This window comes from Roseobacter sp. MH60115 (genome assembly GCF_015644665.1).
Taxonomy (GTDB): Bacteria; Pseudomonadota; Alphaproteobacteria; order Rhodobacterales; family Rhodobacteraceae; genus Roseobacter.
In genome coordinates, this window is record NZ_JADOBQ010000001.1 from 914,319 (window position 1) to 940,491 (window position 26,173).

29 protein-coding genes are annotated in these 26,173 nt (G+C 62.6%); 16 read left to right on the plus strand and 13 right to left on the minus strand.

What is annotated here, in order from left to right; all coding sequences use genetic code 11:
* Genes ISX84_RS04295 through ISX84_RS04305 form a run of 3 tightly spaced genes read right to left on the minus strand, consistent with a single transcriptional unit; the run spans window position 1 to window position 2,991 of the window.
* Window positions 1–969, minus strand: a complete 969-nt coding sequence (locus ISX84_RS04295; RefSeq protein ID WP_195819071.1) for a tripartite tricarboxylate transporter substrate binding protein — start codon at window positions 967–969, stop codon at window positions 1–3.
* 43 nt (window positions 970–1,012) lie between these two features.
* On the minus strand, window positions 1,013–1,483 hold the full coding sequence (locus ISX84_RS04300; protein ID WP_195819072.1) for a tripartite tricarboxylate transporter TctB family protein: 471 nt from the start codon (window positions 1,481–1,483) through the stop codon (window positions 1,013–1,015).
* Window positions 1,480–2,991: a tripartite tricarboxylate transporter permease gene (locus ISX84_RS04305; protein WP_195819073.1), complete on the minus strand. Its 1,512-nt coding sequence runs from the start codon at window positions 2,989–2,991 to the stop codon at window positions 1,480–1,482. The genes ISX84_RS04300 and ISX84_RS04305 overlap by 4 nt, the downstream gene beginning before the upstream one ends.
* Before the next feature lie 132 nt (window positions 2,992–3,123).
* On the opposite strand from ISX84_RS04305, the gene ISX84_RS04310 reads away from it, so the two are divergent.
* The gene (locus ISX84_RS04310) at window positions 3,124–4,107 is read left to right on the plus strand and encodes a LacI family DNA-binding transcriptional regulator (protein WP_326838696.1); all 984 of its coding nucleotides are present in this window, start codon (window positions 3,124–3,126) and stop codon (window positions 4,105–4,107) included.
* Window positions 4,108–4,264: 157 nt separating this feature from the next.
* Window positions 4,265–5,632 (plus strand): DUF3179 domain-containing protein, encoded by a 1,368-nt coding sequence (locus ISX84_RS04315; protein ID WP_195819075.1) that lies wholly within the window; start codon window positions 4,265–4,267, stop codon window positions 5,630–5,632.
* Between the two features lie 186 nt (window positions 5,633–5,818).
* On the opposite strand, the gene ISX84_RS04320 is transcribed toward ISX84_RS04315, so the two are convergent.
* Window positions 5,819–7,018, minus strand: a complete 1,200-nt coding sequence (locus ISX84_RS04320; RefSeq protein ID WP_229884062.1) for a multidrug effflux MFS transporter — start codon at window positions 7,016–7,018, stop codon at window positions 5,819–5,821.
* Between the two features lie 430 nt (window positions 7,019–7,448).
* Complete coding sequence (locus ISX84_RS04325; protein ID WP_195819077.1) at window positions 7,449–8,000, minus strand: fasciclin domain-containing protein; 552 nt, start codon at window positions 7,998–8,000, stop codon at window positions 7,449–7,451.
* A 162-nt stretch (window positions 8,001–8,162) separates the two neighbouring features.
* Here ISX84_RS04325 and ISX84_RS04330 point away from each other — a divergent pair, with 162 nt between their 5' ends.
* From ISX84_RS04330 to ISX84_RS04350, 5 genes are all read left to right on the plus strand, one after another.
* Window positions 8,163–8,876: a cytochrome b/b6 domain-containing protein gene (locus ISX84_RS04330; RefSeq protein WP_195819078.1), complete on the plus strand. Its 714-nt coding sequence runs from the start codon at window positions 8,163–8,165 to the stop codon at window positions 8,874–8,876.
* A gap of 1 nt (window position 8,877) precedes the next feature.
* On the plus strand, window positions 8,878–9,669 hold the full coding sequence (locus tag ISX84_RS04335) for a molybdopterin-binding protein (RefSeq protein ID WP_195819079.1): 792 nt from the start codon (window positions 8,878–8,880) through the stop codon (window positions 9,667–9,669).
* A gap of 182 nt (window positions 9,670–9,851) precedes the next feature.
* Entirely contained in the window at window positions 9,852–10,307 is a 456-nt protein-coding gene (locus tag ISX84_RS04340) for a hypothetical protein (protein WP_195819080.1), read from the plus strand.
* A gap of 48 nt (window positions 10,308–10,355) precedes the next feature.
* A complete protein-coding gene (locus ISX84_RS04345) occupies window positions 10,356–10,955 on the plus strand; it encodes an RNA polymerase sigma factor (protein ID WP_195819081.1) in 600 nt (199 codons plus the stop codon).
* Window positions 10,956–10,975: 20 nt separating this feature from the next.
* Window positions 10,976–11,470, plus strand: a complete 495-nt coding sequence (locus tag ISX84_RS04350) for a cupin domain-containing protein (RefSeq protein ID WP_195819082.1) — start codon at window positions 10,976–10,978, stop codon at window positions 11,468–11,470.
* Here ISX84_RS04350 and ISX84_RS04355 read toward each other — a convergent pair.
* Window positions 11,467–11,913, minus strand: a complete 447-nt coding sequence (locus tag ISX84_RS04355; RefSeq protein WP_195819083.1) for a prepilin peptidase — start codon at window positions 11,911–11,913, stop codon at window positions 11,467–11,469. The two genes, ISX84_RS04350 and ISX84_RS04355, sit on opposite strands and share 4 nt — an antisense overlap.
* A 235-nt stretch (window positions 11,914–12,148) precedes the next feature.
* Here ISX84_RS04355 and ISX84_RS04360 point away from each other — a divergent pair, with 235 nt between their 5' ends.
* Window positions 12,149–13,756: a DUF4331 domain-containing protein gene (locus ISX84_RS04360; protein ID WP_195819084.1), complete on the plus strand. Its 1,608-nt coding sequence runs from the start codon at window positions 12,149–12,151 to the stop codon at window positions 13,754–13,756.
* A gap of 25 nt (window positions 13,757–13,781) precedes the next feature.
* Entirely contained in the window at window positions 13,782–14,003 is a 222-nt protein-coding gene (locus tag ISX84_RS04365) for a hypothetical protein (RefSeq protein WP_195819085.1), read from the plus strand.
* Between the two features lie 55 nt (window positions 14,004–14,058).
* Here the strand turns inward: ISX84_RS04365 and gspK are convergent, their stop codons facing one another.
* Genes gspK through gspL form a run of 7 tightly spaced genes read right to left on the minus strand, consistent with a single transcriptional unit; the run spans window position 14,059 to window position 20,728 of the window.
* Window positions 14,059–14,892 (minus strand): type II secretion system minor pseudopilin GspK, encoded by an 834-nt coding sequence (gene gspK, locus ISX84_RS04370; protein ID WP_195819086.1) that lies wholly within the window; start codon window positions 14,890–14,892, stop codon window positions 14,059–14,061.
* Window positions 14,889–15,389, minus strand: a complete 501-nt coding sequence (locus ISX84_RS04375; protein ID WP_195819087.1) for a PulJ/GspJ family protein — start codon at window positions 15,387–15,389, stop codon at window positions 14,889–14,891. The genes gspK and ISX84_RS04375 overlap by 4 nt, the downstream gene beginning before the upstream one ends.
* Window positions 15,386–16,453, minus strand: a complete 1,068-nt coding sequence (locus ISX84_RS04380; RefSeq protein ID WP_195819088.1) for a penicillin-binding protein activator — start codon at window positions 16,451–16,453, stop codon at window positions 15,386–15,388. The genes ISX84_RS04375 and ISX84_RS04380 overlap by 4 nt, the downstream gene beginning before the upstream one ends.
* 30 nt (window positions 16,454–16,483) lie before the next feature.
* Complete coding sequence (locus ISX84_RS04385) at window positions 16,484–17,674, minus strand: type II secretion system F family protein (RefSeq protein WP_195819089.1); 1,191 nt, start codon at window positions 17,672–17,674, stop codon at window positions 16,484–16,486.
* A gap of 2 nt (window positions 17,675–17,676) precedes the next feature.
* On the minus strand, window positions 17,677–19,131 hold the full coding sequence (locus ISX84_RS04390; RefSeq protein WP_195819090.1) for a GspE/PulE family protein: 1,455 nt from the start codon (window positions 19,129–19,131) through the stop codon (window positions 17,677–17,679).
* Window positions 19,128–19,565: a type II secretion system protein GspM gene (gspM, locus tag ISX84_RS04395; protein ID WP_195819091.1), complete on the minus strand. Its 438-nt coding sequence runs from the start codon at window positions 19,563–19,565 to the stop codon at window positions 19,128–19,130. Before gspM ends, ISX84_RS04390 begins: the two co-directional genes overlap by 4 nt.
* Entirely contained in the window at window positions 19,565–20,728 is a 1,164-nt protein-coding gene (gene gspL, locus ISX84_RS04400) for a type II secretion system protein GspL (protein ID WP_195819092.1), read from the minus strand. Before gspL ends, gspM begins: the two co-directional genes overlap by 1 nt.
* Window positions 20,729–20,814: 86 nt before the next feature.
* Between gspL and gspG the strand changes: the two genes are divergently transcribed.
* Genes gspG through ISX84_RS04435 form a run of 7 tightly spaced genes read left to right on the plus strand, consistent with a single transcriptional unit; the run spans window position 20,815 to window position 26,163 of the window.
* The gene (gene gspG / locus ISX84_RS04405; RefSeq protein ID WP_195819093.1) at window positions 20,815–21,288 is read left to right on the plus strand and encodes a type II secretion system major pseudopilin GspG; all 474 of its coding nucleotides are present in this window, start codon (window positions 20,815–20,817) and stop codon (window positions 21,286–21,288) included.
* Window positions 21,285–21,761: a type II secretion system protein gene (locus ISX84_RS04410; RefSeq protein WP_195819094.1), complete on the plus strand. Its 477-nt coding sequence runs from the start codon at window positions 21,285–21,287 to the stop codon at window positions 21,759–21,761. Before gspG ends, ISX84_RS04410 begins: the two co-directional genes overlap by 4 nt.
* A 5-nt stretch (window positions 21,762–21,766) precedes the next feature.
* On the plus strand, window positions 21,767–22,141 hold the full coding sequence (gspI, locus tag ISX84_RS04415; RefSeq protein ID WP_195819095.1) for a type II secretion system minor pseudopilin GspI: 375 nt from the start codon (window positions 21,767–21,769) through the stop codon (window positions 22,139–22,141).
* Between the two features lie 2 nt (window positions 22,142–22,143).
* Entirely contained in the window at window positions 22,144–23,004 is an 861-nt protein-coding gene (locus tag ISX84_RS04420) for a type II secretion system protein N (RefSeq protein WP_195819096.1), read from the plus strand.
* An 8-nt stretch (window positions 23,005–23,012) separates the two neighbouring features.
* Window positions 23,013–24,908: a type II secretion system secretin GspD gene (gspD, locus tag ISX84_RS04425; RefSeq protein ID WP_195819097.1), complete on the plus strand. Its 1,896-nt coding sequence runs from the start codon at window positions 23,013–23,015 to the stop codon at window positions 24,906–24,908.
* Complete coding sequence (locus ISX84_RS04430; RefSeq protein WP_229884063.1) at window positions 24,908–25,507, plus strand: sigma-70 family RNA polymerase sigma factor; 600 nt, start codon at window positions 24,908–24,910, stop codon at window positions 25,505–25,507. Before gspD ends, ISX84_RS04430 begins: the two co-directional genes overlap by 1 nt.
* Window positions 25,504–26,163 (plus strand): anti-sigma factor, encoded by a 660-nt coding sequence (locus tag ISX84_RS04435; RefSeq protein ID WP_195819098.1) that lies wholly within the window; start codon window positions 25,504–25,506, stop codon window positions 26,161–26,163. Before ISX84_RS04430 ends, ISX84_RS04435 begins: the two co-directional genes overlap by 4 nt.
* The last annotated feature ends 10 nt before the right edge of the window (window positions 26,164–26,173 follow it).

A 26,173-nucleotide genomic window follows, 5' to 3' on the forward strand; every position in this document is an offset into this window, starting at 1 on the left:
TCAGAGACCGGCAAGCAGTTCCTTCAGGGTTTCTTCCCGCGCGGCCCACATGTCCAGCACTTCGTCACGGGTCATGATGTGCATCGGCGATCCGCCTGCCTGCATCTTGCCCGCCACGCGCTTGTTTTCGAACATGGCGGGGACGGTCGCGGCCAGTTTGTCGATCACGCCTTGCGGCGTGCCCTTGGGCACCATGATGCCGCGGAAGTTGACGGAGGAGTTGTCCACGTCCAGGCCCGCTTCGCGCATCGTGGGCACATCGGGCAGGAAATCGTTCCGCTCCAGATCCGCCACGGCAAGGATTTTCACATTCCCAGCCTCGCGTGCACGGAAGGCGTCAGAGAGGTTGTTGATGCCCGCCATGACGTCGCCCGCGATCACGGCTTTCATCGCTGCCGCCCCGCCGCCCTTGGTGGGGATATAGGCCATCTTCAAATCGCCCGCCTTTTCCATCTGCAGGGCGGCGATGTGGTGGCCCACGAAAAGACCCGCACCCGAGGTGGTCAGCTTGCCGGGGTTGGCCTTGGCGAATTCAACCACATCCTGCAACGTGTTGAATTCCGAGTCCGCGCCGACAACCAGCACTGCAGGGTCCGCGCCCCAGTTGGCGATGGGCTCGAAGCTGTCACGGGAGTATTCCACCCCGCCCTTGATCGACTGTGCGATGAAATGGGGGATGTTATAGGCGCCCAGCGTGTAGCCGTCCGCTTCTGCCTGACCCGCCAGCCAGTTCCAGCCCACGCGGCCCCCGGCGCCGGGCTTGTTGATGATCGCGATGGGCATGCCCAGGGCGTCCTCGTTCCCGGCGGTCATGGTGACGATGCGCGCCTGGAAATCGGTGGCGCCGCCCGCGCCGTAGCTGACCATCATCATGATCGGTCGTTCGGGATAGTTCGCGTGGCCGTCGGCCAGCGCGCCCGTGGTGATGGAGGCCAGTGCGATGGCCGCTCCTGCAATCAGTTTTTTCATGTGTAGTTCCTCCCTAGGATGTGAGCTCTGCCGCTGTTGCGGTTCAGAAGAAGACCTCTCGCGGTGTGTACACGGTGAGAAGTTTTGCGAAGAGGCCATAGATGACGACCATGAAGATGGCCGTGATGAGGATGCGTCTGAGCCATGATCTGACCGCGTCGTGCGGTGCGGGATCATAGAGGCTCAGCAGGATGAAAAAGGCGAGGGTGGTCGCAGTATAGAACCCAAGGCCCTTTGCCGCCCAGAAGATGTAGATCAGGGCGATGATCAGACCGGGCAGCAGGTTGGTGAACTGACGCACGGAAATGCCGCCCCCCACCTTGGTCCAGCCGAGGCAGGCCTTGGCGAAGGTCCAGAGCGCCAGCACCACGAAGACAGAGGAGATCAGGCGCGGAAACAGGAAGGCCTCGGACGGTTGTTGGGTGTAGCTGACAAAGGCCACCCAGATGCCGACGGCGGCCACGATGCCGGACCCGATGATGTGCTGGAGGCGGGGGAGAGACGGGGCGCTCATGCCATGATCTCCTCTTTCGAGGTGTAGCGGCGCGACCGCAACTCCATATAGGCGGAATAGAAGATCGAGGCGATGACCACGGCGATCAGGAACAGGTTCAGCCCACCGCCCAGGAAGTATGCGCTCATGCCGTCGGTGGCATTGGCGATCATGGAGCCTTGGATGAAGTTCGCCTCGGCAATGGGCCCGAGGATCAGGCCAAGCACCAGCGGGGCGGCGGAAAAGCCGAAGCGTTCGAGGAAATACATCATCACCCCGAGGGCCGCCATTACATAGACGTCACCCATGGAGGATTGCACCGAATAGCTGCCAAAGACCGCCAACCCCAGCACCACGGCGGCCATGACCGATTGCGGCACCTGCGCGACCTTCGCGGCAAGACCGGCGACGTAGAGGCCGAAGAGGCACATCAACACCTGACCGATCAGCATGGAATTGATGAAGGTCCAGGCGACATCGGGGTGATTGTCGAAGAGATCGGTGCCGGGGAAAATCCCGTGGATCAGCAACCCGCCAAGCAACACCGCCGCTGTGGGGGAGCCGGGGATCGAGAGTGTCAGCAGCGGCACCAGCGAGGGGCCAACCATGGCGTTATTGGCGCTTTCGGCAGCGATCACGCCTTCGGAGTGACCGGTGCCGAATTTTTCGCGCTCAGGGCTGAACTTCTTGGCCTGATCATAGGCGACAAGCCCCGCGATCTGGCCGCCGACACCGGGGATCAGGCCGATGATCGACCCTGACGCCGTGCCGATACCCATGGCGCGCTTGTTGCGCAGAAGCTCGCGGATCGCGCCGCCGATGGGGTGTTTCTGCACCTCGATCACCTCGGCCCCGTCGTTGTGGCGGCCCTTGGCGAACATGGTGATGACCTGTGGAATGGCGAACAGACCGATAAGGGCCGCGATGATGTTGATCCCGCCGCCTAAAGCGGGATGAAAGATGAACCGCTGCGCGCCCATGATATCGTCAAACCCGATGGTGGCGAGCCAGAGCCCGATGCAGCCCGAGAGCAGCCCCTTGACCACCGATTTACTGTCGAGCGAGCCAATCACCGTGACCCCGAGGATCGCCAGCCAGAAGAGATGGCTGGGGCCAAAGGCCAGCGCCCATTGCGCCAGAACAGGCGTCAGGAAGATCAGCAGCAGCACACCGAAGACACCACCGACGGCAGAGGCCAGAAAGCTGATCTGCAGCGCCTTGGCGCCTTCGCCCTTGCGCGCCATCGTGTGTCCGTCGAGCGTGGTGGCGATATTCGCGGGCGCGCCGGGTATTTTCAGCAGGATCGCACTGACCGCGCCGCCCGCCACGGTAGAAGTATAGGCCGCCCCGAGCAGGATCAGCCCCTGTGCCGCGTCCAACTGGAAGGTGAAAGGAATGAGCAGCGCCACCGCCATGGTCGGCGACAGGCCCGGCGTTGCGCCCAGGATCAACCCGCCGATGGTGCCCAGCAGGAGCAGCCCGAAGTTAATCGGCGTGAACACATCCCCCATATAGAACAGAAATTCCATCGCTGCCTCCCGCAACGCTGCTTGACCATTTACGCTACGTGATGAAAATAGTTTTGCAAATGTTTTCATAAATTGCGCAGCAGAGGTCTGTAGATGTCTGATAGAAATGGAAAAAAGTCAGATATTATCAGTGTGGCAAAGGCCGCACGTGTGTCTCCCTCGACGGTGTCGCGATATTTCAATCACCCCGAACTTTTGAAACTGACGACTCGGCGCAGGATCGAAAAGGCAGTGCGCAAGGAAGGCTATATCCGCAATCGCGCGGCCCAGACGATCCATGGAATACGCTCCGGCACCATCGGTGTTCTGGTGCCGACCATCGACCACACGATCTTTGCCGAGGTTGTTCAGGCGTTCTCGGACGCGGTTGCGGAGGAGGGGTTTACCATTCTGCTGGCCTCCCATGGCTATGACCCGCAGCGGGAATACGCGATCCTGCGGAAGTTTCTGGAACACCGGGTGGATGGCATCGCCCTGACCGGGCTGGATCATGACGAAGCCGTGTTTCAGCTGATCGAGAGCCAGGACGTGCCGACCGTCATGATGTGGAACTATGCGGCGGAGTCGCTCTACCCCTCCATCGGGGCTGACAACGAACTGGCGGGGCAGATGATCAGCCAGCACGTGCTGGCGCTGGGGCATCGCGCGGTGGCGTGTCTCTTTGCGCCCGGCGCAGGCAATGACCGTGCCAAGGCGCGCAGTAGGGCGATTCTGAATACATTGGCGGCGGCGGGCGTTGTGGTGCCGCAAGACTGGCAGCTCACCACCGTCTATTCCGTTTCCGAATCCAAGCGTCAGGCCTTTGAGCTTTTCAGCAACGCCAGACGGCCCACGGCGCTGATCTGCGGCAATGACATCCTCGCCACGGGCGCGATCTATGCAGCGGCCAGGGCAGGGCTCAAGCTGCCGGATGACATCTCCATTGTCGGCATTGGGGATTTCAAGGGCTCGTCCGAGTTCGAACCCGGCCTGACCACCGTACGTCTGCCAGCGCGGCGTATCGGACGGCGCGCTGGGATGACCCTTGCCGCAGCCATCAAGGACCCGGATGCCGACAGAACCGGCGCCCATTGTGCGCCGGAACTGGTCATACGGGGATCGTGCCGGGCGATTTGATATTGCGCGCAACCGGCAACCGAAAAACCTCGGTCGCTCAGATGAAATTGCCCCTCGCGTTCGGTCTGCGGCAGGATCGCAGCCCGATCACAACAGTGTTTCATGCATGTGAACGGATAAACGCGCAGACTAAGCGGCAAGTTATCTGGAGGATGTCATGTCAGTCACACGTCGCGGGTTTGCAGGGATGATCGGAGCCGGGGCGTTGACCCCGCATGCTCTTTGGGCGCAGGCAGACCCGGTCCTTGAGGCCATTCGCTCCACGCTCTATGGCACAAGCTCGGAATTTGCCGATGGCATGGCGCTGCTGAAGACGCGCGGCAATCCGGATGTGGTGCCCGCCTTGCTGACCGGGTTGCGGTTTTCCAGACGGCGGCGCGACGAGATCGCCGAGGTGATGGAGGCGCTGACGGGTGAAACCCATGGCACCGACTGGTTTGACTGGATGCTCTGGCAGGAGCGCAACCCGCAGATCGTCCCGCATCCGGCGTTGATCCCGTTCAAACGCGAAGTGCTGCTTGGGGTGGATGAGAATTTCGATGTGTTTTTGCGCCCAGAGTATCTGGCGCGGGATCGGATGAAGATCAGGCTGGAGGAAATCGCCTGGGGCGGGGTCAGCAAGGACGGTATCCCTTCGCTCGACAACCCTGATCTGATCCCGGCCGCGCGCGCTGACTATCTGAGACCCGACGATCTGGTCTTTGGTGTCGCGATCAACGGGGACGTGCGTGCCTATCCGTTGCGGATCATGGGCTGGCACGAGATGTTCAACGAGGTGATTGGCGGGGTGCCGGTGGCCTTGGCCTATTGCACGCTGTGCGGTTCCGGCATTCTGTTTGAAACGCAGGTCGCGGGGCGGGCAAAGCCACTGGTCTTTGGCTCTTCGGGGTTTCTCTACCGGTCGAACAAGTTGATGTTTGATCGCGAAACCCATTCGCTGTGGAACCAGTTCACCGGCAAACCCGTGGTCGGCCCTCTGGTGGACAGCAATATCGAGTTGAAACAGCGTCCGGTCGTGATCACCACTTGGGAGAATTGGACATCGTCGCATCCCAACACAAAGGTGCTGTCGCTGAGCACAGGTCATCGTCGCAACTATGGCTCCGGCGTTGTCTATCGGGAGTATTTCGCCTCCCCGGAGCTGATGTTCCCGGCACTGGTGGATCAAACGGAACACCGGCAGAAAGACTATGTCTTTGCCATACGCCAGTTCGGCGCGGCGCGGGCCTGGCCACTGGCGGCGTTCGACGGAAAGCCTGTGATCAATGACGCGATTGCGGACAGGCCGCTGGTGCTGATTGGCGATGTGTCGCGGCGCACCGTACGCGCGTATGAGCGCGGTGAGGCTGCTTTCACCGCATCGGATGGTGCTTTGCAGGACGAGACGGGGCAGATCTGGAAAGTGACCGAAGACGCGCTGGTGGGACCGGATGGACAGCGCCGGTCACGCGTTGCCGGACATATCGCCTACTGGTTTGCCTGGGACAACTATCTGGGTGACGCGGCCAGCATCTATGAGGGCTGACCGTCCAGACGCCCGGACAATTGAAAGCATCATTCCGGAGTGGATCGACAGATGGCCTGTGCGAAATCGGCGACAGAGTTGATGTCAGAGGCACATGAGAAGTTGCTGCGCATGTCCATCGACAAGCGGGTGGATGCAGATCACAAAGCCGCCGGGCCTTAGGCCGCCGCCCTTTGCCAATTGCTGCTAGTGCCGGTGCAAATCCCTTGGGGCGTCATGCAACTGAATGGCGAAAAGCACCGACACAAGTCCAGCCGCTGAGGCCGCCAGCATCAGGATCAAGAGGATCAGCGCCGGTTCTTCGGCGGGTAAGGCGCGCCCGGTGACCGTGGCCAGCACTGCGCCTCCCGCTACGACCAGGGCACCGTTCAAACCTGCAGCACTGCCGGCAAGGTTTGGCCGCACGGACATGGCTGACGCATTGCTGCTCGGCATTGTAATACCGTTGCCGAGCCCGACGAAAATCGTGCTGCCAAAGAAGAAAAGGGGTGATGTGACGCCCGCAAGGGTGACGACAATACCCGCCGAGAGACCCAGGCACGCGATGAGCCTTCCAGCCATCATCATGCTGGTTGGCGCGTATTTCGGTGCCAGGCGGCCCGCGATGAAGCTGCCCAGTATGAATCCGACTGTAATTGTCCCGATGAAAACCCCCAGCTCGGCGGTGGTCACGCCAAACTGCGCAAAGGCAACCAAGGGGGCACCGGTCAGAAAAATGTAGAACGCGCCGGTGGAGAAGGCGCTGCACAAGGAAAACGCCCAGAAGAGCGGTTCTTTCAGCAGATCGCGCATGCTCTCGGCACGTCCAGCATTGGCGTTCGCCCTGACGGGTTTTGTCTCTCCCAGATCTATCCAGCAGATTGCAAAGAGGCCGACACCTGAGACCGCATAGAAATAGAAGTTTGCGCGCCATCCATAGGCCGTATCCAGAACACCACCGAGCATTGGGCCAAGCATCGGACCGATGGCCATCGCCATGCTGATGTATCCGATCAGACCTGCCGCCCTCCGCTCGCACGTGATGTCCCGGACAATGGCCAGTGACAGCGCATAACCGGTGATTATTCCGCCTTGCAGCATCCTGAAAGCCAGGAATGTCCAAATATCCGAGGCAGTGGCACAGACGACCGATGCTCCGGTGAACACCAGCAGGGAGGCAAGAAGAACGGGACGTCGGCCAATGCGGTCTGACAGCGGCCCGGCAACAAGCTGGATGACAGCGGTGAGGGCGAGATAGCCCGCGACGGCAAGACTAACGATTGCATAGGGCGCGTCGAAATCGGCGGCGATGCTCGCCAGCGATGGCAGGAACATGTTCAGCGACAACGTGGAGAACGCCGTCAGCAGGATCAGCGTCACAAGGGCAGGAGGCGTTCGGGCTTTCATCACGTCTCTGTTTTTCTTTCTTAAAAAAAAAAAACCCCCGAACTTGGTTCGGGGGCGCATGGACATAGATACGGAAACCGTTATCGGACCATGCACCTTTCGGATACGACTACGACGATGTTCTTCGGTTTCATTAAAGCGTCTCCTTCTTAGGTCACGCTAGTGGGGTGGTTGTCGTTTGGCAATGGACGCTTTGGCGAATTTCAGACCGGGACAAACGACCCCGTTGACCTTGTGACGCCGTGCGGTTCAAGGGCATCAGCCCAAGCTTGCTGCGATGCAAGAAGCGCTGTCGGCGATTTTTCTCGCCGCGACGCAGTCTCTCCGACACAGGGTTTCGCACTGCGCGAGGTCGTCCAATTCTGGAATGGACGTATGGAAAGTGGAGAGAAAGAGGCAGCCTCTCTTCTCTCCACGGCGACGACACCACTTACTTGGGCAGCAGCACTGTATCGACAACGTGTATCACGCCATTCGATTGGTTTACGTCCGCAATGGTCACACGCCCGGCGTTGCCGCTCTCGTCATAAATGTAAAGCGCGCCCGATTTGACCTGGGCTGACAGCGCATCGCCGGACAGGGTTTCCAAATGGAAGAAGCCGTCAGCGCTGTTGCGGGACTTGGCCATGAGTTCGGTCCCCGAGAGCTTGCCTGCGATCACATGGGCGGTGAGCACTTTTGTGAGCGTGCCTTTGTTCTCCGGCTTGAGCAGGGTTTCGACCGTGCCGTCCGGCAGGGCGGCAAAGGCGCTGTTGACCGGTGCGAAGACGGTGAACGGACCGTCACCCATCAGCGCGTCAACCAGGCCAGCAGCCTGCACTGCTGCAACAAGGGTTGTGTGATCGGCGGAGTTCACCGCGTTTTCGACGATGTTCTTGTCGGCAAACATGGGTGCGCCACCCACGTCCGGGTTGGCCGCGAATGCCACGCCGCCCAGCAGGAGGGCTGCGATTGTCGAAGAGAATTGAAGTGTGCGGATCATTTGAGTTCCTTTCATGTCCGAGGTCATCCCGTTTTCGATGGGACTGTCCGAAAGACGAGGTGCAGTGCGGGAAAGTTTCAAAATTCTACTGACCAGGCGATTGAAACTCTTTGGCGCACGGCCCCGTAGACTTGAGACGAAACATCAGGATCGGCGAAAGATATGCGCAGGGCACATTCGAACAGACGGCTGATTAAACGGCATACTTTGGCAACTCGGCTGGCGCATTGGGGCTGGGCGGTGTCGCTTCTCTTCCTTCTCGGCTCCGGTTTGCAGATTTTCAACGCGCACCCGGTGCTCTACATCGGTGATCAGTCGGGCTTTGGATTTGACAACGCCATTCTGTCGCTTGGTGGAGGCGGGCCTGCTTGGCCCGCGTGGGCGACGATCCCCAGCGGCGTCGACCTTGCCACCGGGCGGATCGTTCATTTCTTTTTCGCCTGGATCCTGGTGTTTGTGCTGCTGCTGTGGCTGCTGGGCGCGCTGGTGTCGGGGCACCTGTGGCGCAACCTGCGTTTGACAGCGCAGGACCTGCGCAGTCTGGGGGCTGACATCCGCAGCCACGCGCGGTTCCAGTTTCCGCATCGGCGCACCTACGGGCCGCTGCAAAAGCTGAGCTATGCAGCAGTGCTTTTTATTCTGTTTCCAATGGTCATAGCATCGGGGCTGGCGATGTCGCCGGGGATGAATGCCGCAGCGCCGTGGCTGCCCGAGGTTCTCGGAGGCCGCCAGACCGCGCGCACGCTGCATTTCTGCGTCGCCGCCGCGCTGGCAGGCTTTGTTGTCCTGCACATCTCGATGGTCCTTCTGGCGGCACCTCTGAACCAGATGCGCGCAATGCTGACGGGGTGGTACCGCGTCGATGAAGGAGAGTGAGATGTATGAACGACGGATCACCCGCCGAACCGCCCTGCGCCTCGGTGGGGCGGGGCTGGCCACGGCAACGCTGGGTGGGTGTAAGGCGTTTGACCGGCTTGCGGACCCTGCAAACCCGCTGCGCCGCTATATGGAGCGTGCCAATCGCCTGACGATGGCGGCACAGCGCGGCCTGCTGGATCGGGACGCCCTGGCGCAAGAGTTCCAGTGGTTCGACATCCGGCAACCGCAGCGCCCGAACGGCGTGACCAACCCACAGGACGCGGAGTATGTCACGCATGTGGCCAGCGGTTTCAGCGACTATCGGCTTTCGGTGTCGGGTCTGGTGCAAAGACCTCAGATCCTCTCACTGGCGGAGCTTCAGTCGATGCCGACCCGCCGCCAGATCACCCGGCATGATTGTGTCGAGGGCTGGAGCTGCATCGCGCAATGGACAGGCGTGCCGCTCTCGACGGTGCTGGAACGGGCCGGGTTGCGTCCAGGTGCAAGGTTCGTTCTGCTGCGCTGCTTCGATACAATCGAGCGCAGCCTGTCGGGCGGGATCAAATACTACGAAACGATCGACATGGTGGATGCGATGCACCCGCAGACCATCCTCGCCTTTGGCATGAACGGATCGGCGCTTCCTGTCCCAAACGGTGCGCCGCTACGTCTGCGCGTGGAGCGGCAGCTGGGCTACAAGATGGCAAAGTACATTCGCGCCATCGAGGTTGTGGACAGCTTTTCCGGTGTCGGTCGCGGGCGCGGGGGGTATTGGGAGGACCGGGGCTATGAATGGTACGCCGGTATCTGAAAATCACCGTGACGCCACGTCATCCGCAACCATCGGGTCCCGCGTCCCGTCGTGTCATGGTGACACGGATGCAGCCCGCGGGGCGATAACGCAGGACGATGAAACGCATATTGCAGATACTAGCCTTCTGGCGGGCCCGTGGTGATCGGGCGGCACCGGCGCTTCGGCGCGAGGATCTGTGCATGCTTGCGCCTTTGTCGGAGATGCTGGATGAGCGTCGGCCTGAACAGGGGCTGCTTGATGACATCGAGGCAGAGATCGATGCCTGCGGGCCTGCCGCGGCTCTCGGTGCACCCAGAGGATTTGGCGCGCGTGCGTTACTGCTATGCTTTGTGCTGGGGGCCGGAATATCGGCGTCGATTCTCGCAGGACATGCTGCGATGACCGGGCCGACACATCAGATCGCGGTCCGCCCGGCACTGAAACAGAGTTGGTTGCCATTGGGGGCTGTGTCACTGGAAGGCAAAACGCTGCGCCGTTTCGTGGCGGCAAAGTGCCAGGAGCATTCGCATCTGGTGATCGATCTAAGTGGTTATGATGCATCTAAAAATTCCGAACCCTTCGCTGCGGATGGCGCCATTCTCGACAGCTTGCTGATGGCGCCTGACGAAAAAATTCTGATGACGTGCAACTTTTGAGGCGCGACACCCGTCCTTGCTAGATGCCAAGTGAGGGGAGAGACTGACGTGGGAGTAACCAAGCTGGTGCCCGCACCTGAAGCAGAGAAACGCAAGGCCAGGACCATGGCAGCAACAGAGCAGTGCCGACAATTGGCCCAATTGCTTGCCGCATGCGCCGAGGGCGACCGGGCGGCATTTCGCCGGTTCTATGATTTGAGCGCGCGCTACGTTTTTGGCGTGGTGATGTCGATCATGCGGGACCAGGATCTGGCCAAGGAGGTGGCTCAAGAGGCGTTTGTCCGAATGTGGAAGCGGGCACATCAATATCATCCGCAGAGCGGGAACCCCTTGTCGTGGATCGGCACCATCGCCCGCAACTGCGCCATTGACCGGCTGCGCTCGGAACGCACGCGCGGTTTTGTGGAGTTTACCGACGACGTGCCGGAGCTTTCGGACCAAACCGACCCGGCCACCCAGACGATCGACAGCCTGGTGATCCGGCGACTGATGGCCGATCTGAGGCCCGAGCATCGTAAGGCGCTGATGCTTTGCTATTTTCAGGGCTACACCTACATCGAACTCGCAAGTGTAATGAATATCCCCGTCGGAACGGCCAAGAGCTGGGTCAGGCGCGGGCTGGCAGCCTTACGCGAGGCAATGAAATGACACAGGATACCCAAAAAGTAATGCGTTCACTGGACAAGCTGGTTAGCAATCTCAACACCATCCCCGCCATTCCGGGCACCATGCCCCAACTGGGGAAGGACGAAGACGATCTGCTCGTTGGGCTGGCTCCTTTGGCGCAATCGCTGCCCGAGGTCGATCCACCCGAAGACCTGTTGGCGGCGATTGAGCAGGAGCTTGACGCCGCGCCGGATCAGCCGACGCGGGTGCAACGCGCCGATGACGGCACGTGGGAACAGCGGTCCGAGCGGGTCTGGAAGAAGGTGCTGACCCTCGATCCGGGGACCGGTCGGACGATGTACCTGCTGCGCTGTCTGCCGGGGGCGCGGATCAAGGCGCATGTGCATGACCGCTCTGAGCATCTGTTTATCATCGAGGGTGAGTTCTGGATGAACGGCAAACTATATACCGCGGGGGATGCACAATGCTCCCTGCCGGGCACGGAACACCATGAGATCACGATGCCGAACGGCTGTCTCGTCCTGGTCTGCGCCTAGGTCAGGAATATCCAATGCAAAAAGAGACTGGCCGAGAGCCATGGCCCAAAGGCCAGCCTCCGACATCTCGTCACCAAGGCATAAACAAGTGCTGAGATCGCGGCAAAGGCGATGAGGCCGGGCAAGGCCGCCAGACCCGTCCAGGCCCCGGCGGCGCCCAAGAGCTTGGCATCGCCGAGGCCCAGCCCGTCCTGGCCGGTACGCTGAAAATAGAGCGCGCCGATGCCTGCAAAAAGGATGTAGCCGACCGCGGCCCCCGCCATCTGTGCGGCGGGCCATCCGTCTGCCCTCCATGCAGCCAGGCCCAACCCGGAGAGCGCGAGCAGGGCGTTTGCCGGGTCAGGAATCCGCAGATGCTTGAGATCCCAGACACTGATCCAGATCAGCAGGGAGGCGAGCCAGAGGCTGGCCCAGATGTGGAGTATTTCGGGCGTAAAATGCACTTGGTTTCCCCTGTGATTTCAAGGTGCTGTACCAAGTAGTACGGGTGGTCTGGCGGAATTGTTGCAGCGGCTGAAACTTAATCTGAAGCCCCCCCGTTTTAGTGAATACAGCTTGATCAATCCCGCAGCGGAGACCCGCGACCGGATCAAACCGCTGTCGCGCAGAGCCAGGGCAAGAGATCCGTCTTTTGCCAACGGAGACGCTTTGCGTGCAACAAGAACGTGAGGAAAAGAGATGACGACCAAACGACCCCTTGCCATGAGCAGTCTGCTCGCCGCTGCCATCATGGCCGCCGCAGCGCCCGTTGGTGCCTCGTCGCACCGCGAAGCACCGGCCATCACCGAGCATCCCAAAGTGGACGGCACCGACTTCTATGTCTTTCGCAGCTATGAACCGGGCCGCGAGGACTATGTGACCTTCCTGGCCAACTACCAGCCGCTGCAGGTCAACTACGGTGGCCCGAGCTACTACACGATGGACGCAGACGCGCTTTACGAGATCCACATCGACAACGATGGCGACGCGATCGAAGACCTGACCTTCCAGTTCGAGTTCGACAACCAGCTGGCCAATGGCGGCGCGGGCATTGGCCTTGACATCGGTGGGGAACAGGTGGCCATTCCGCTCAAGATCGCGGGGATGATCCTGCCGAACGACCAATCGCTGCTGAACGAATCCGAAAGCTACGGCATCACGCTGGTGGAAGGTGACCGGCGCAGCGGCACGCGCAGTACCGTGACCCGTGCAGGCTCGGCCAATGCGACTTTCGTCAAGCCGCTGGATCACATTGGGGTCAAAACGCTGCCGGACTACGATGGCTATGCGGACCAGTTCATCTATGACATTGATGTCCCGGGCTGCGCCACCCCCGGGCGGGTGTTTGTCGGGCAGCGCTCCGACGCCTTTGCCTTGAACCTCGGCGAGATTTTCGACCTGATCAACCTCGTGCCCATTGAAGGCGACAGCGCGCCCGGCGCTGGCGACGGTGGCGGCCAGGACGGCGGCATCACGCAGAGCCGCGACAACGATGACGTCTTTGGCAAGGTCAATGTCTCGACCATTGCGCTGGAAATGCCGATCTCCTGCCTGACGTCTGGCGATGAAACCGTGATTGGCGGCTGGACCACCTCCAGCCTTGCGCAGGCCGAGCTTGAAGATGCCACCCCGGGATACGAAGACACATCAGTAATCGGCGGTGCTTGGGTGCAGCAATCGCGCATTTCAACCCCGCTGGTGAACGAAGTGGTGATCGGCATTCCTGACAAGGACCGTTTCAACGGGTCCGAGCCCATCGATGACGTCGATCTCGCAACCTATGTGACGAACCCGTCGTTTCCGGCACTGGTTGACCTGCTGTTCCGTACGCCTCTGGGTGCACCTGGGAACATCGCGCCGTCGAACTTCCCCAGGCAGGATCTCGTGACCACCTTCCTGACCGGCTTTCCTGGCCTCAACCAGCCCGCAAATGTGCAACAGGCCGAAATGCTACGGCTGAACACCGCCATCCCCCCCACACCGCGTGCCGATCAGCACACCTTTGGCGTCGTCGGCGAGGACCTGGCGGGCTTCCCGAACGGGCGCCGCCCGGGGGATGACATCATCGACGTCACGCTGCGTGTGGCCATGGGGGCGCTGTGTCACCCGGTGCCGCTTGGCGCGGAACTCGGTGTGGATGGCGCTGTGGACGGAGAGGCCAGCGATCTGATCAACCTCGGTCTTTGCGCCCCAGGGGACGCACCGGTCGGGACAGAGGCGTTCACGGACGGGGCTCCGATTGCCGCGACCGAGCTGCAGAACCGCTTCCCGTATCTGAATTCACCCATCCCCGGCTCGCCGAATTGATCGGGAATAGGACAGGAGTATCGCTATGAGAACCTTCTCGTTCCGCATTATCTGCGCGTTGGGTCTGGCGACCGCACTGGTTGCCTGCGATGACAGCAACGGACCCGTCGACGGGCTGACACTAGCGCTGCAATCGCTGGGCAGCGACTTTCAGGCCGCTTTCAATCAAGGGCGCAATGACACGCCCATCGACGTTGATATGGTGCGTCTGACCCTGGACCGCACCGCCGAACCGTTCGAGTTCTGATCCCCTCAAGACTTGCCTCGAACGTAGGGCGCCGCCGGATTCACTCCGGCGGCGTCTATTGCGTCTGGGGCCAGTCGTGCGGCAGGTCGGTGAGTGTCCCGGTTTCCGGGTCCCGCAGAAGTCTGCGAGCATACTGCACGGTCATGTCGCCGACCTTTGCGGTGACGGCGACGTCGTAGACATCCGATCGCCAGCCGGTCAGCACCGGCTGCAAGATCCCCAGATCAGCCAGATCGCTGCCCGTCAGAAACCCCTTGGCGGCTCGTCTGCGCACCAGGCTTCGGGCCACGATGGCGTTGCCAAAGACCGCGTGCAAGACAGGCTCTGGTGCCGTGTTCAGATTGATGCTGGCGGGGGTCGGCAAGGTTGTGAGATAGGGTGCCAGCTTCTCCAGCAGCAGATCGTCGATCCCGAAGTTTCGCAAGTCATATAGCGAGGTCAGCGGTCCTTCGTTGCTCACGATATCTCTCATCCGTGCGCCAATCTCTTCCGGCAGCTTGAGCGCAGAGAGCAGCCCCGTGAACACACGTTGCTGGGCGATGGCAGTGCCGCCGAGGCTGTTGAGATCAAACCGACCCTGCGCGTCCTGCAGGGTAACCGCATAGCTGCCAAAGTCGAAGTCGACCTCCTGCTGTGCGATCTGGGCCCAGGCCTCTTGCAGGTGGTCGCTGTCGGGCCCGGTCGTCAGATCGCGCCGCAGTGCAGACCGCAGCGATGCCACGCCGCCTTTGGCCAGGGCAAAAGCCTGCGTTCTGTCCGATGCATCCTGGGCTGCGGAGATGGCGCTTTCTTCTGCGCTGAGCATTGCCTGGACAAGCGTCGCCGCGATGGCCATCACGAGCAGAACATTGACCAAGGCGACGCCACTATCGGACGGGCGGCGGGTCATGGTCGCTTAGTCAGAGCGGGTGGAACGGGCACCAGCTTGCGCACGGCTCCGGCGCTGTCGCCCTCTGGCTGCACCACGAATTCAACAGCCGCTTGCGGATCGATCACGCCTGCTGCGTCAACGGTCACAAACCGCCAATTGGCGGTGGAGGGCGGTGGCAGGAGCTGTTGCTCCAGCGGGTCCACCCCTGGACGTTCAATGCGCCGGAGCACACCGCGGGAGGTTTGCGCGTAGGTCACCTGATGATCGCGCGCGACAAAGGACACTGCTTTTGGTGTCACCATCGGCCTGGTCCGCGCCAACAGAGCATCCGCTTCAAAAACCCGCAGAACGGTGTCGATCTTGTCCAGGCTCTCAAGCCGTCCGCTGCTCTGGCGGTCCGTGCGTACAATCGTGTCAAGCACTGCAAAGCTGGCGAGGCCGATAAGTGCGAAGACCGAAAGCGCGACCAGCATCTCGATCAGGGTCACGCCGGATTGCGCGCATCGTTCGGTCATGCCACTTTCATGACCCGGCCATCCTTAAGCTGAAGCACCGCCAGATCTCGGGCACAGGTGCGGTCCTTCCGAAAAGCGCACGGCCCCAAAACCCCTTTCATCGCCACACCACCGGTCATCCGGATTTGCCCGTTGCGCCCGCGCGGCAACGTATTCGCAAGCAGGACGGCATCCACCGCGACGCCTGCGATGATGCCCATTTCTTCGCCCAACGCACTGCGATAGCTGGTGGCGAGGTTTTCAAACAGAAGCGGGTCCGGTCCGACAAAGCGTACATCACCAGCTTCCTTCAGAGCACCATTAGGGAAATCGGCCCATTGCACCGATCCGATCACACGGAGGCCCGCAGCGTTCGCCCGTTTGGCGATGCGGCGGCTGCGTGCATCCGCACCAGGCAAGTAGAGGCTGTCCGGTCTCTGCCCGGGTCCTGCGGAGAGCAATGTCTCCAAGGCGCGCTCCGGGTCCTCGGCGGGCAGGGGCGGCAGGGCGGTCAGGTCACTTGCCTTCGCGGCCGTGGCCAGAGCAACAGTTGACCGCGCGCCAAACACGCCGGCGGGCGGTAGCAAGGTGATCGTTTTCGCGCCGCTCCGTGCGGCATACTTGGCAGCGGCTTCTGCCGATTGCGCAGGGGTGACGCCGAATACCCAGGCACCCGCAGCCGCGAGCTGATTGTTGTTCGACAGCGTGATCACTTGCGCCTTGGGCCCGGATTTCAGGACAGCCGTGGTGTGATCTGAAAAGAGCGGACCAACAATGACATCGGCGCCCGCAGTCTGCGCCTTTTGGGCGGCGGCCACTGCGCCGTCGGGCGATGATCCCGTGTCGAAGACTGCCGCGCGTTGCAACAGTCCGCGCCGATCTTCGGCAAACCACACCGCTTTGGCCATGGTCTGGCCGAGATCGGCCTTTGGCCCGGATAAGGGCACCAAAAGTGCTGTCTGGGCTGGACGCGCTGCGGGCACGGCCTCCGGTCGGGGCGCGGCACCGCATCCAGCGAGGAGTGGCAGCAGCCCGACACCGGCGAGATGCGACAGGATCTTTCGTCTGGAACAGGCTGTGGGCATGGTGGTCTCCTTCATTTCAAAACGGGCGGATCAGCCGACGAGGTTGTTGAGATTGACGATCGGCAGCAGGATCGCGAGCACAAGCAGCATGACGACCCCGCCCATCACCAGCAGCACAAGCGGTTCGACCAGACCGACGAGGGCCTTGATCGTGGCGTCGAGCCGCTGGCTGGTGTCCTTGGCATGCCGGGCCAGCGCGTCCGGCAGGGAGCCACCTGCTTCACCGCTTGCGACCATGGTGATCATCACCGGCGAAAAGACCCGGTGCCGTGCCATGGCCTGTGACAGGGCGGCCCCGTCCCGAACGGCTGTTGCGATCTCTTTGAGAGTGGCGCGGTATGTGAGGTTGCCGACAGTGCCGGCGGCCGCCGTGAGCGCATCGTCGAGCGCCACGCCGCTTTGCGTGAGGGTGGCGAGTGTGCCGGAGAACTGGACCGCTGCCATCTGGCGCACGAGCGGCACCCGCAGGAGCGTCTGGTGCAGCCACTGGCGCGCGGTGTCTCGGCGCAACGCTCGCCAGGCCGCGCCCGTCACCACGGACAATAAGGCCAATATCCAAGGCCACCAGACCAATAGCCCGTCACTCAGCGCGATCAGCGCGCGGGTCAGACCGGGCAGCACGGCCCCCCGGCTTGCAAAGACGCGCACGATGTCCGGCACGACGAACACCAGCAGCGCGATCACCACCGCAACGGAGACAAGGGCGAGGATCGCCGGGTAGATCAGCGCGAGCTGCACACTGTTGCGATTGCGCGACCTCGTTTCAACATGCGCGGCCAGATGGGTCATCACCGCCGCCAGCCGCCCGGCGGTTTCACCCGCCCTGACCGAGGCGATGTAAAAGACGTCAAAGACCTGCGGGTGTTTGGCGAGGGCCGCCGCGAGGCTGTGTCCATCCAGGATGGTGGCGCGCATGTCCGTGGTCAGTACCGCGAGCCGCGTGCCCGATTGCCGACCGACCGCCATCAGGGCGTCCTCGATCCGCACACCGCTGTCCAGGAGTGTCGCAAGCTGGCGCGTCAGCACCGCCAGCTCGGACGGCTTGAGGGGTGTCCGCGTCGGCAAGGAGAACGATATCGGGCGCCCCACTGCTTTCACGTCCAGCGGAAGGAGGCCCTGGGCGCGCAATGATCTGATCGCGGCCTGCTGAGAGGTCGCGGTGATTTTGCCCTCTTGTCTCTGGCCACCGGCGGTTGTCGCCACAAATCGAAATCCGGGCATGATCAGCCCTCAGCCCCATGTGTGACGCGCAGCACCTCCTGCGGCGTGGTCAGGCCCGCCCGGACCTTCTCCAGCCCGTCCTCCAGAAGGGTCCGGGACTGTCGCGTGGCGATGGCCTGCAGATCGGCGTCCTGCAGCCCGCCGGTGATGGCGCCTTCCAGGGCAGCGGTGCCTTCGATCACCTCGTAGAGCGCCACCCGGCCGCGATAACCCGTGTCACCACAGGCGCGACAGCCAGCACCCTTTTGGAAAACCTCATCCGCAGGCGCACCGAGAGAGGCCGCCGCGACCGTGCCAAAGGGGTGATCTGTCGCGCAATCCCGGCAGACCCGCCGCACCAGCCTCTGCGCGATGAGCCCCCGTAACATCGGTGCCAACAGGAACCGCTGCACGCCGAGGTCGACAAGACGCCCGACGCTGCCGATGGCGGTGTTGGTGTGCAGGGTTGAGAGGACAAGATGGCCGGTCATGGCGCTTTCCACGGCGATGCGGGCGGTCTCGCCATCCCGGATTTCGCCGACCATGATCACATCCGGATCCTGCCGCAGGATCGCCCGCAATCCGCGCGCAAACGTGAGGTCGGTTGCTGTGTTGACCTGCATCTGGCCAATGCCGTCGAGTGCATATTCGATCGGATCCTCGATCGTCATGATGTTGCGCTGGCGATTGTTGAGCGCATGTAGGGCGGCGTAGAGGGTGGTGGTCTTGCCCGAGCCGGTGGGACCGGTCACCAGAATGATGCCGTCTGGGCGGGCGAGCATGCGCGTGAACGCCTTTTGCGCCGCGTGCCCCATACCAAGGCTGCTGACACCAGTGCGCGTCTGCCCCCGGTCCAGCAGCCGCAGGACCACCCGCTCGCCATACTGCGCGGGCAGGGTGGAAATCCGCACGTCCAGCTCGTACTCGCCGACACGCAGCGATACACGCCCATCCTGCGGGACCCGCTTTTCAGAGATGTCGAGCTTGGCCATCACCTTGATCCGGCTGCAGAGCAGGGGCGCAATCGCGCGGGAGGGTTCCAGCACGTCGCGCAACACCCCGTCGATGCGGAACCGCACGACGAGACGTTTTTCTTCCACTTCGATATGCACGTCCGACGCGGTTTCGCGGATCGCTTCCAGCAGCAGCGCGTTGATCAGGCGCACAACCGGCGCGTCGTTGGTCTGATCGAGCAGGTCATCGACGGCCGCTGCGTCATCGGCGAGCTCGTTGAGATCAGGATCACCTGAGCCCGCCTCTGCGGCAGCGTCTTCTGCGCTATCGCGGTAGAGACGCTCGATGTGGTCGGCGAGGTCGTCCGATGTGACCCGGCGCAGCCTTAGCAAACCGGGTTGATGCCGCTGCGCTTCGACCACGGCGGCAATCGGAGTTTTTGCGGTCACGAGGCAGGTTTCACCATCGTCGAGCACCACCAGCCCGTGGTCTCGCGCAAAGCTGTAGGACACCCGCGGGATCATCGGCCCGGCTCCAGTACGATCCGCGCCGAAACCATGCCCGGCGCAGTGAGCCGACCCATCTCAAGTGACGCGACGCGCAGCCCGTCGTCGCTTGTCAGAACGGCCATCCAGCCGATCACCGCCTGAAAAGGGGTTTCGTCCAATGTTACGGCGATGGCGTCTTCGGACGGTTCAAGACGGCGGATCGATATGTTTGCCGCCTCTGCCCGCCGGGTGAGAACACTGGTCAGCGGTTGAGGGGCGGCACGCTCCGGCGTCAGCGCGGTCGTGGTCGCAAGCAGGCCTGTAATCGCATCGACCTTGCGGATCTGAGCGAGGCTCTCGGCCCTGTCATTCACGATGGGCAGAACCATCAGCGTGGCCGCCATCCATACGCCCGTCGCGGCGCTGCAGGCTTGGAGCATGCGGCGCTCCCGGTTCGTCAGGCGGCGCATCACGCACCGCTCCTGATCTGCAGCAGCACCTCGGCTCCCGCTTCGGTGGTGTTGGCCGCGCCACTGGTGACGCGCAGGCCCGCATCGATGAGCGCGGTTTCAGCGGCCTGCAGCAGGCTGAAATCACTGCCCTGAAGGAGTAGGGTCATGACCCCGTCGCGGGCGCCATAGCGCAATTCGCGGAACGCAATCTGCGTGGCCTGGGCCTGCAGGGTCTGGGACACATTCGAAAGAAGGCTCATGAACGGATCCTGCTCTAATGGGGTGGTAGCGCTGGTTACGCGGGCTTCGATCAGGTGTAGCGGCTGGCTCACCGTGAGGCCGGGCAGGCGCGCGGTAAGCTGCGCGCCCGTGCGTGCGGTGTGTTCCTCGGCGATCCGGGACAAGGCCCGCGCGTCCGCCGTTAAAAGCGACATGTGACCAACTGCAGCCACCACCGCCGCAGCCAGTGCGCTGTTCAGGACGCGTCGCGGCATGCGTCTGCGGTGCCTGAACGCCCCATGGCGCAGGTTAATCTGCAGATCTTCGATGTCGACGGGTGGCACCGGGCCTGTGATCTCGCTGACCGGAAGGCCACCCGCGATCCGCCCCGAGAGCGATATGAGCCCGGGTTTGCCTGCCAGCGTCCAGAAGGCGTGCAGTTCTGCGCTGCGGCAGAGGAATCCTGTGCCGTCGGATGCGCGCACGTAAACGGCCCCGGCGTCTTCCCACAGGTGCCACATGGGGGTGTCGGACCGCGGGCGGGGCACCGCGAGCACGTCGGGCAGGGCGACGCCTGGCCTGTCTGCCCCCGCCAGCGCGGCGGCGAGCGCGGTATCCTCACAAACGGCCACCAGATAGTGGTCGAGCCCAAGCTGTGGCCCCAGTGCCGGGTGGGGTGCGCCCGTGTTGAGCTGCCCCTCCAGCGCGTAGGTCAGCGCCTTGACCCGCTGCCGATGGGTTTTCAGAGGCAGTGGCACCGAGAGCAGCGTCACCTCGGCCGCTGGGAGGACAATGGGATCAGGCAGGTTCGCGGCGCGCGCCGCCTCTGTCAACCGTGCCGCGAGAGGCCTGCAGGCAGGCGGTGAAAACACCGGTTGCGGGCAGGTCGCTAGGGCATGAGCGTTGCGTTCGCTGGCCTCCGGGTGAGGCGAAAAGCAGCCGTCATCGAATTGTGTAAACATATGTTTTTCCACAATAAAATATCTTTTCAGCACGATTTTTTGTGCCTATGTACTCAGGATTACGAGACTCAGAAGGAAAAGGTTTCATGACCCAACATGCTTTGAAACACGCGCCCCGACGCCCAGACGCAGGCGTCACCCTGATCGAGATGATGGTCGTTCTGGTGATGATTTCGGTTGTGGCCGCGATCATCGTGCCCAATGTCATTGGCCGCCCCGACGAGGCACGCGCCAGTGTTGCGCAGACCGATCTGCGATCCATCGCGAGCGCATTGGAACTCTACCGCCTCGATAACCGCAGCTATCCCACCACCGTTCAGGGCCTTGCAGCTTTGGTCGATCAGCCGGTTAGCCCGCCGGTGCCCCGCAATTGGGCACAGGGCGGCTACCTGACTGCCCTGCCGCAGGACCCCTGGGGCAACCCTTATGTGTACCAGTCCCCCGGCAGTACCGGTGCTTTCGACCTGGTATCGCTGGGCGCGGATGGCGTTCCGGGCGGTGACGGTGCAGCAACCGACATCCCGCTGGGCGGTCGGCAGGCAGGGCTTCAAGCGCAATGACACGCAGACCCGGTACCGCCGGTGTCACGCTGGTGGAGATGCTGGTCATGCTTGTTCTGATTGGCGTGCTATCAGGGGCGGTCGCCCTTGGCCTGTCGACCCGCCCGTCGGGCGATCAGGCGGAGCTGAGCGCGCTGAAACTGAGCGCTGATCTTGACCACGCGGTGCGGCATGCGCTCGACCATCAGATCGGCTTCGGTCTCAAGGCCGATCCGCAGGGCTATGCGTTTTTGGTGCCGTCAGGCGGCAATTGGCGACCTCATCCCGACCGCGCCCTGCAGGACGTGAAACTTTTCCCGCGCAGCCTGCGTATCTCGGTGCAGGACCACGATGGTGTGGTCTTTCGCGTGTCACGGACCCTCGTTCCCGAAGACAACAGGCCGTGGCGCGCAACATTGGGGCATGGGGCGTCCGCGCTTGACGTGATCTTTGACGGGGTCACGGCACGGATTGCCCCGGCAGGCGGAGGCTAGACAGGATGCACAGGGTTCAGGACGCGGGTTTTACCCTCATCGAAGCGCTCGTGGCCCTGGGTGTCCTGTCGACCGCCGCTGTCTTCCTGCTGGCCGCCACTCAGTCTCATGTGACCCGTATCGGGATGATCGCGGACCGAAAGGCCGCGCTCTGGGTCGCGGAGAACCGTCTTGTTGAACTGGAACTGGGCATTCCGGACCTGCCGTCCGATGTCGAAGCGCTTGGTCATCTGTGGCGCATCACCACGGAGCAGCAGGCCACCTCGGATCCCGACCTCGCCCGCGTGGACATCAGGGTCAGCCCGCAAGGCCCCCAGGAAAAGACAGCCAGCGCGTTACTGACGGGCTTCATCGAGAGCCGAAAAGCAGGTGGATCGTGAGGATGGATGTCTGGACAGTCGGGCAATGGGGGCTGCTGCTGTCGGCGGTCGCCTCGCTTGCCATTGCAGCACCGCCGGTCGTGCGCCACACACTGGGGATCGTGGTGCTTGAGCGCCCCGCCCTTACGCGCAAGGCGCCTGCGGACGAGGACCAGAAAGGCCTGGACCTGACCGCCATCCTGACGCTTGCGCCTTTTGGACGTGCCGTTTCCAGCGCGCCGGGGGCTGCCTTATCCTCTGCGGTGGGGAAACCGGATATGACCCTCAAAGGTGTCTTTTCTGCGCAGGACGGCAGCGGCTCATCCGCGCTGATCGCTGTATCGGGTGAGCAGGCATTCTACGGCGTGGGGGACCCGATTTCCGCTGGCGTGCGCCTGCGCAATATTGCGGCCGATCACGTGGTTATCGCGTTGCCAGACAGCACCATAACACTGGCTTTCGATCAGGCGACGGCAACCGACCTTTCGACACCTGCCGTCGAGACCAAAACCGGTGTGATCAATGATCGCCTGCGCCGCGCGGTCGGGGTCGCGGCTCGAAGCCCGCGCACGGATGCGCCGAAGACCACCGAGGACTACATCAGCTATTGGCGTCGCAAGATCCGCAAAAACCCGCAGGCCGTTCTGGAGACAATCGGCCTGGAGCCCGTCGAAGACGGATATAAAATCGCCCAGAAGCACAATCGCGGCGTGCGCCTTGCTGGTCTTCAGGCGGGTGACCTCGTGCGCAGCGTCAACGGACGTGCCGTGGGCAAACCGGAGGAGGACCGCAGTGCCTATGACCAGATTGCCGCCGCCGGCCACGCCCGTCTTGAGGTGCAACGGGGCGACAGAATTCTCACGTTTTCTTTTCCGCTGCGGTGAGGCTCATGATGCGTTTCATATTGGTTCTGCTTGGCGCGCTGCTCATGGCGGGGCCCCTCGCCGCGCAGGAGGCGTCCGAGACCTTCGTGATCAACCTGCGCGATACGGATGTGACGGTTCTGGCCGAGCAGGTGGCCGACATCAGCGGGCGCACACTTGTCGTGCACCCGGACCTGCGCGGTGACATCACGGTGGTTTCTGCCGAACCGCTGGATGCCGAAGGCGCGTGGGAGCTCTTTCAGTCGATCCTGCGGGTGCGCGGCTTTCAGGCAGTGCAGAGCGGCGCGGTCTGGCAGGTACTGCCGCTGGAGGCCGCGCGTACGGCGGCGCGGGTCCGCGGAGCACAAAAACCCGGAAGCCAGGATTTCGTGACCCGGCTTGTCCCGCTTGACCGGGTCTCCGCTGCGGAAGCCGTGCGTGTACTGCGCCCGCTGGTCGCTGCCTCTGGCTCGATCGAGGCGCTGGAAGACCCCAATGCATTGGTAATCACCGACACCTTTGAGAGCACCGCACGGATCATGCAGTTGGCAGCGGATCTGGACCGGGAAGACACGCGCCAATCCCGCGTGTTGCGCTTCAAACATACGCAGGCAACGGTGATCGGGGCTGCAATTGCCGAGGTGCTGGGCCCGGACCCGAACGGCGCACGGTTGTCTGTCGATCCGGGCTCGAACACGCTTGTCGTGCGTGGGACGGCCAAGGATCTCGAAGAAATCGAGGCGCTGGCACAGTCGATGGACTTGCCGCCAGAGCAAAACCCGCAGGTGGCGCTGAACACTCAAGTGATCCGACTGAAGTTCGGGGAAGCCACGCAGGTGGCCGAACTGGTCCGCGCCACCTTGTCCGGATCGGCGGGGCTGACCAACCCGGTGGCCGAAAGCCTTGACGCGACCGGTCTGCAGAGCACTGCCGCAGAGGGTGACGCGCCCGAGATTTCCGTGCAGCCCTCGACCGAGCTGAATGCGGTTGTGGTGCGGGGCACAGCCGCGCAGGTGCGCGAGGTGGCAGCACTTGTCGCACAGCTCGATCAACGCCGCGCGCAGGTTCTGATTGAAGCGGCCATCGTGGAAGTGTCAGGCGACGTTGCTCAACGGCTGAGCGCCCAGCTGGGCTTTGGTGATCTCTCCCCGCCTGGTGGGCTGGCTGCCACTTCTTTCAGCAACGGCGGGGTTTCCCTTGGCGCCGTCCTCTCGGCCATCGGGGTGCCCAACGCCAGCCTGGCGCCGCCGGGTGGGACCTTCAGCATCGGCAACGACAGTTTCGGCTTGCTGTTGCAGGCGCTGAACCAGACGACCAAGGCCAATCTGTTGTCGACCCCCTCGCTCACGACCCTGGACAATCAGGCCGCCTCCATCGTTGTCGGTCAGAATGTGCCGTTCCGAACCGGGTCCTTCGCAACCGATGGCAACACGGTGCAGCCCTTCACCACCATCGAGCGGCGCGACGTTGGGATCACCATGAACGTATTGCCCCGTGTGAACGCCGGCGATGTGGTGCGTCTGGACATCAGCCAGGAGGTGTCATCGCTTGTAAATGCAAATCTGGAAGGTGCCGCTGACCTGATCACGAACCGCCGCTCCATTGAGACCAGCGTGTTGGCCGATGACGGTGCCACAATTGTTCTGGGCGGGCTGATCACGCGGGATGATCTCGAAAGCCTGCAGAAAGTGCCCGGGGCAGGGGACATCCCCGTGTTGGGCAACCTCTTTAAATCCCGCAGCACAACCAGCAATCGCCGCACGCTGTTTGTTTTTCTGAAACCCACCATCCTGCGATCAGCGCCGGACATCCGGAAGACGTATGATGCGCGGCTAAAGGCGCTCAGCCGGGCGCGCGCGGCGCAAAACCCGGATGGCGGCGACCGCCGCGTGCCTGTGCGCCTCGAAATTGGGGGACTGTATTGATGAGCAACCTGACAACGGCACGGGACGCGCCTGTGCCCAACCCTCCGATGGATGGCGAGGTAGACCTGTCCGACTTGATTTGCCGGATCGCGTTGCAGGACCGGCGCGCATTTGACCGGTTGTATCTGGCCACATCGCGCAAGCTTTTTGGTGTGGCGCTGCGGATGCTGCGTGACCCCACCGAGGCCGAGGACGCAATCCAGGAGGTCTACGTGCGGATCTGGCAAAAGGCGGGTCGGTTCCGCCCTGGCCGCGCCCACCCGATGTCGTGGTTGATCGCCATCGCCCGCAACCTGTGCATCGACCGGCTTCGGCAGCGCAAAGCACCCGCAGTGCCGATCACCGATGCAACCGATGTGGCAGACCCCGCACCGGGGCCCGAAGCGATGACCGCGCAGTCGATGCAACGCCGCCGACTCGACAGCTGTCTCGCCAAGCTGAGCGCCCGCAAGGCGGAGGCGGTCAAGTCGGCCTACATAGAAGGCTATAGCTATCAAGATCTGGCGGACCGGTTCCAGATGCCGATCAACACGGTGCGCACATGGTTGCGCCGCAGCCTGCTCTCCCTGCGGGATTGCCTGAAGGAGAACTCGTTGTGACGGATCGTGACGATGATGATGTCCATGCCGCTGAATATGTCCTCGGGCTGATGCCACTGGCGGATCGCAGAGCGTTCGAAGCGCGTTTGCACAAGAGTGCAGCCTTGGCCACGCATGTTGAAGCCTGGGAGTCGCGGCTGGCGCCGTTCAATGCGGATTATGCGGACCGTACGCCACCGCCTGCCGTGAAGGTCGCCATCGATGGACGGCTGTTCGCACAGACCGAGGCGCGTGTGCACTGGTGGTCGGCACTGCGCATCAGATGGGCCGCGGTCACGGCGGTGCTGGCGGCGGTGGTGCTGGTGCTTGGTCTGCAAACCCTGCAGCCGCATCCCAAGCTCGTTGCTCAGCTGGAGCCGGTGGAGATGGGGTACCGCTTCGCGGCAACATTCAATCGCGATACCGGTGTGCTGACAGTCTCGACGCTCGAAGCGGTCGACATTCCCGACCGGGTGCTGGAGCTGTGGGCGATCGGCGAGGCTGGTGTACCGGTGTCGCTTGGACTGCTGACCGCATCGGATGAGGTTGCGATATCGACCGTCCTCCCATTGCAACCCGGCATGACGCTGGCCGTCAGTCTCGAGCCGCCGGGGGGATCGACAACAGGGGCGCCGACCGGTCCGGTCATGTCCGCCGGGGTGTTGAGCGATGTTTAGCAGGCTGGTT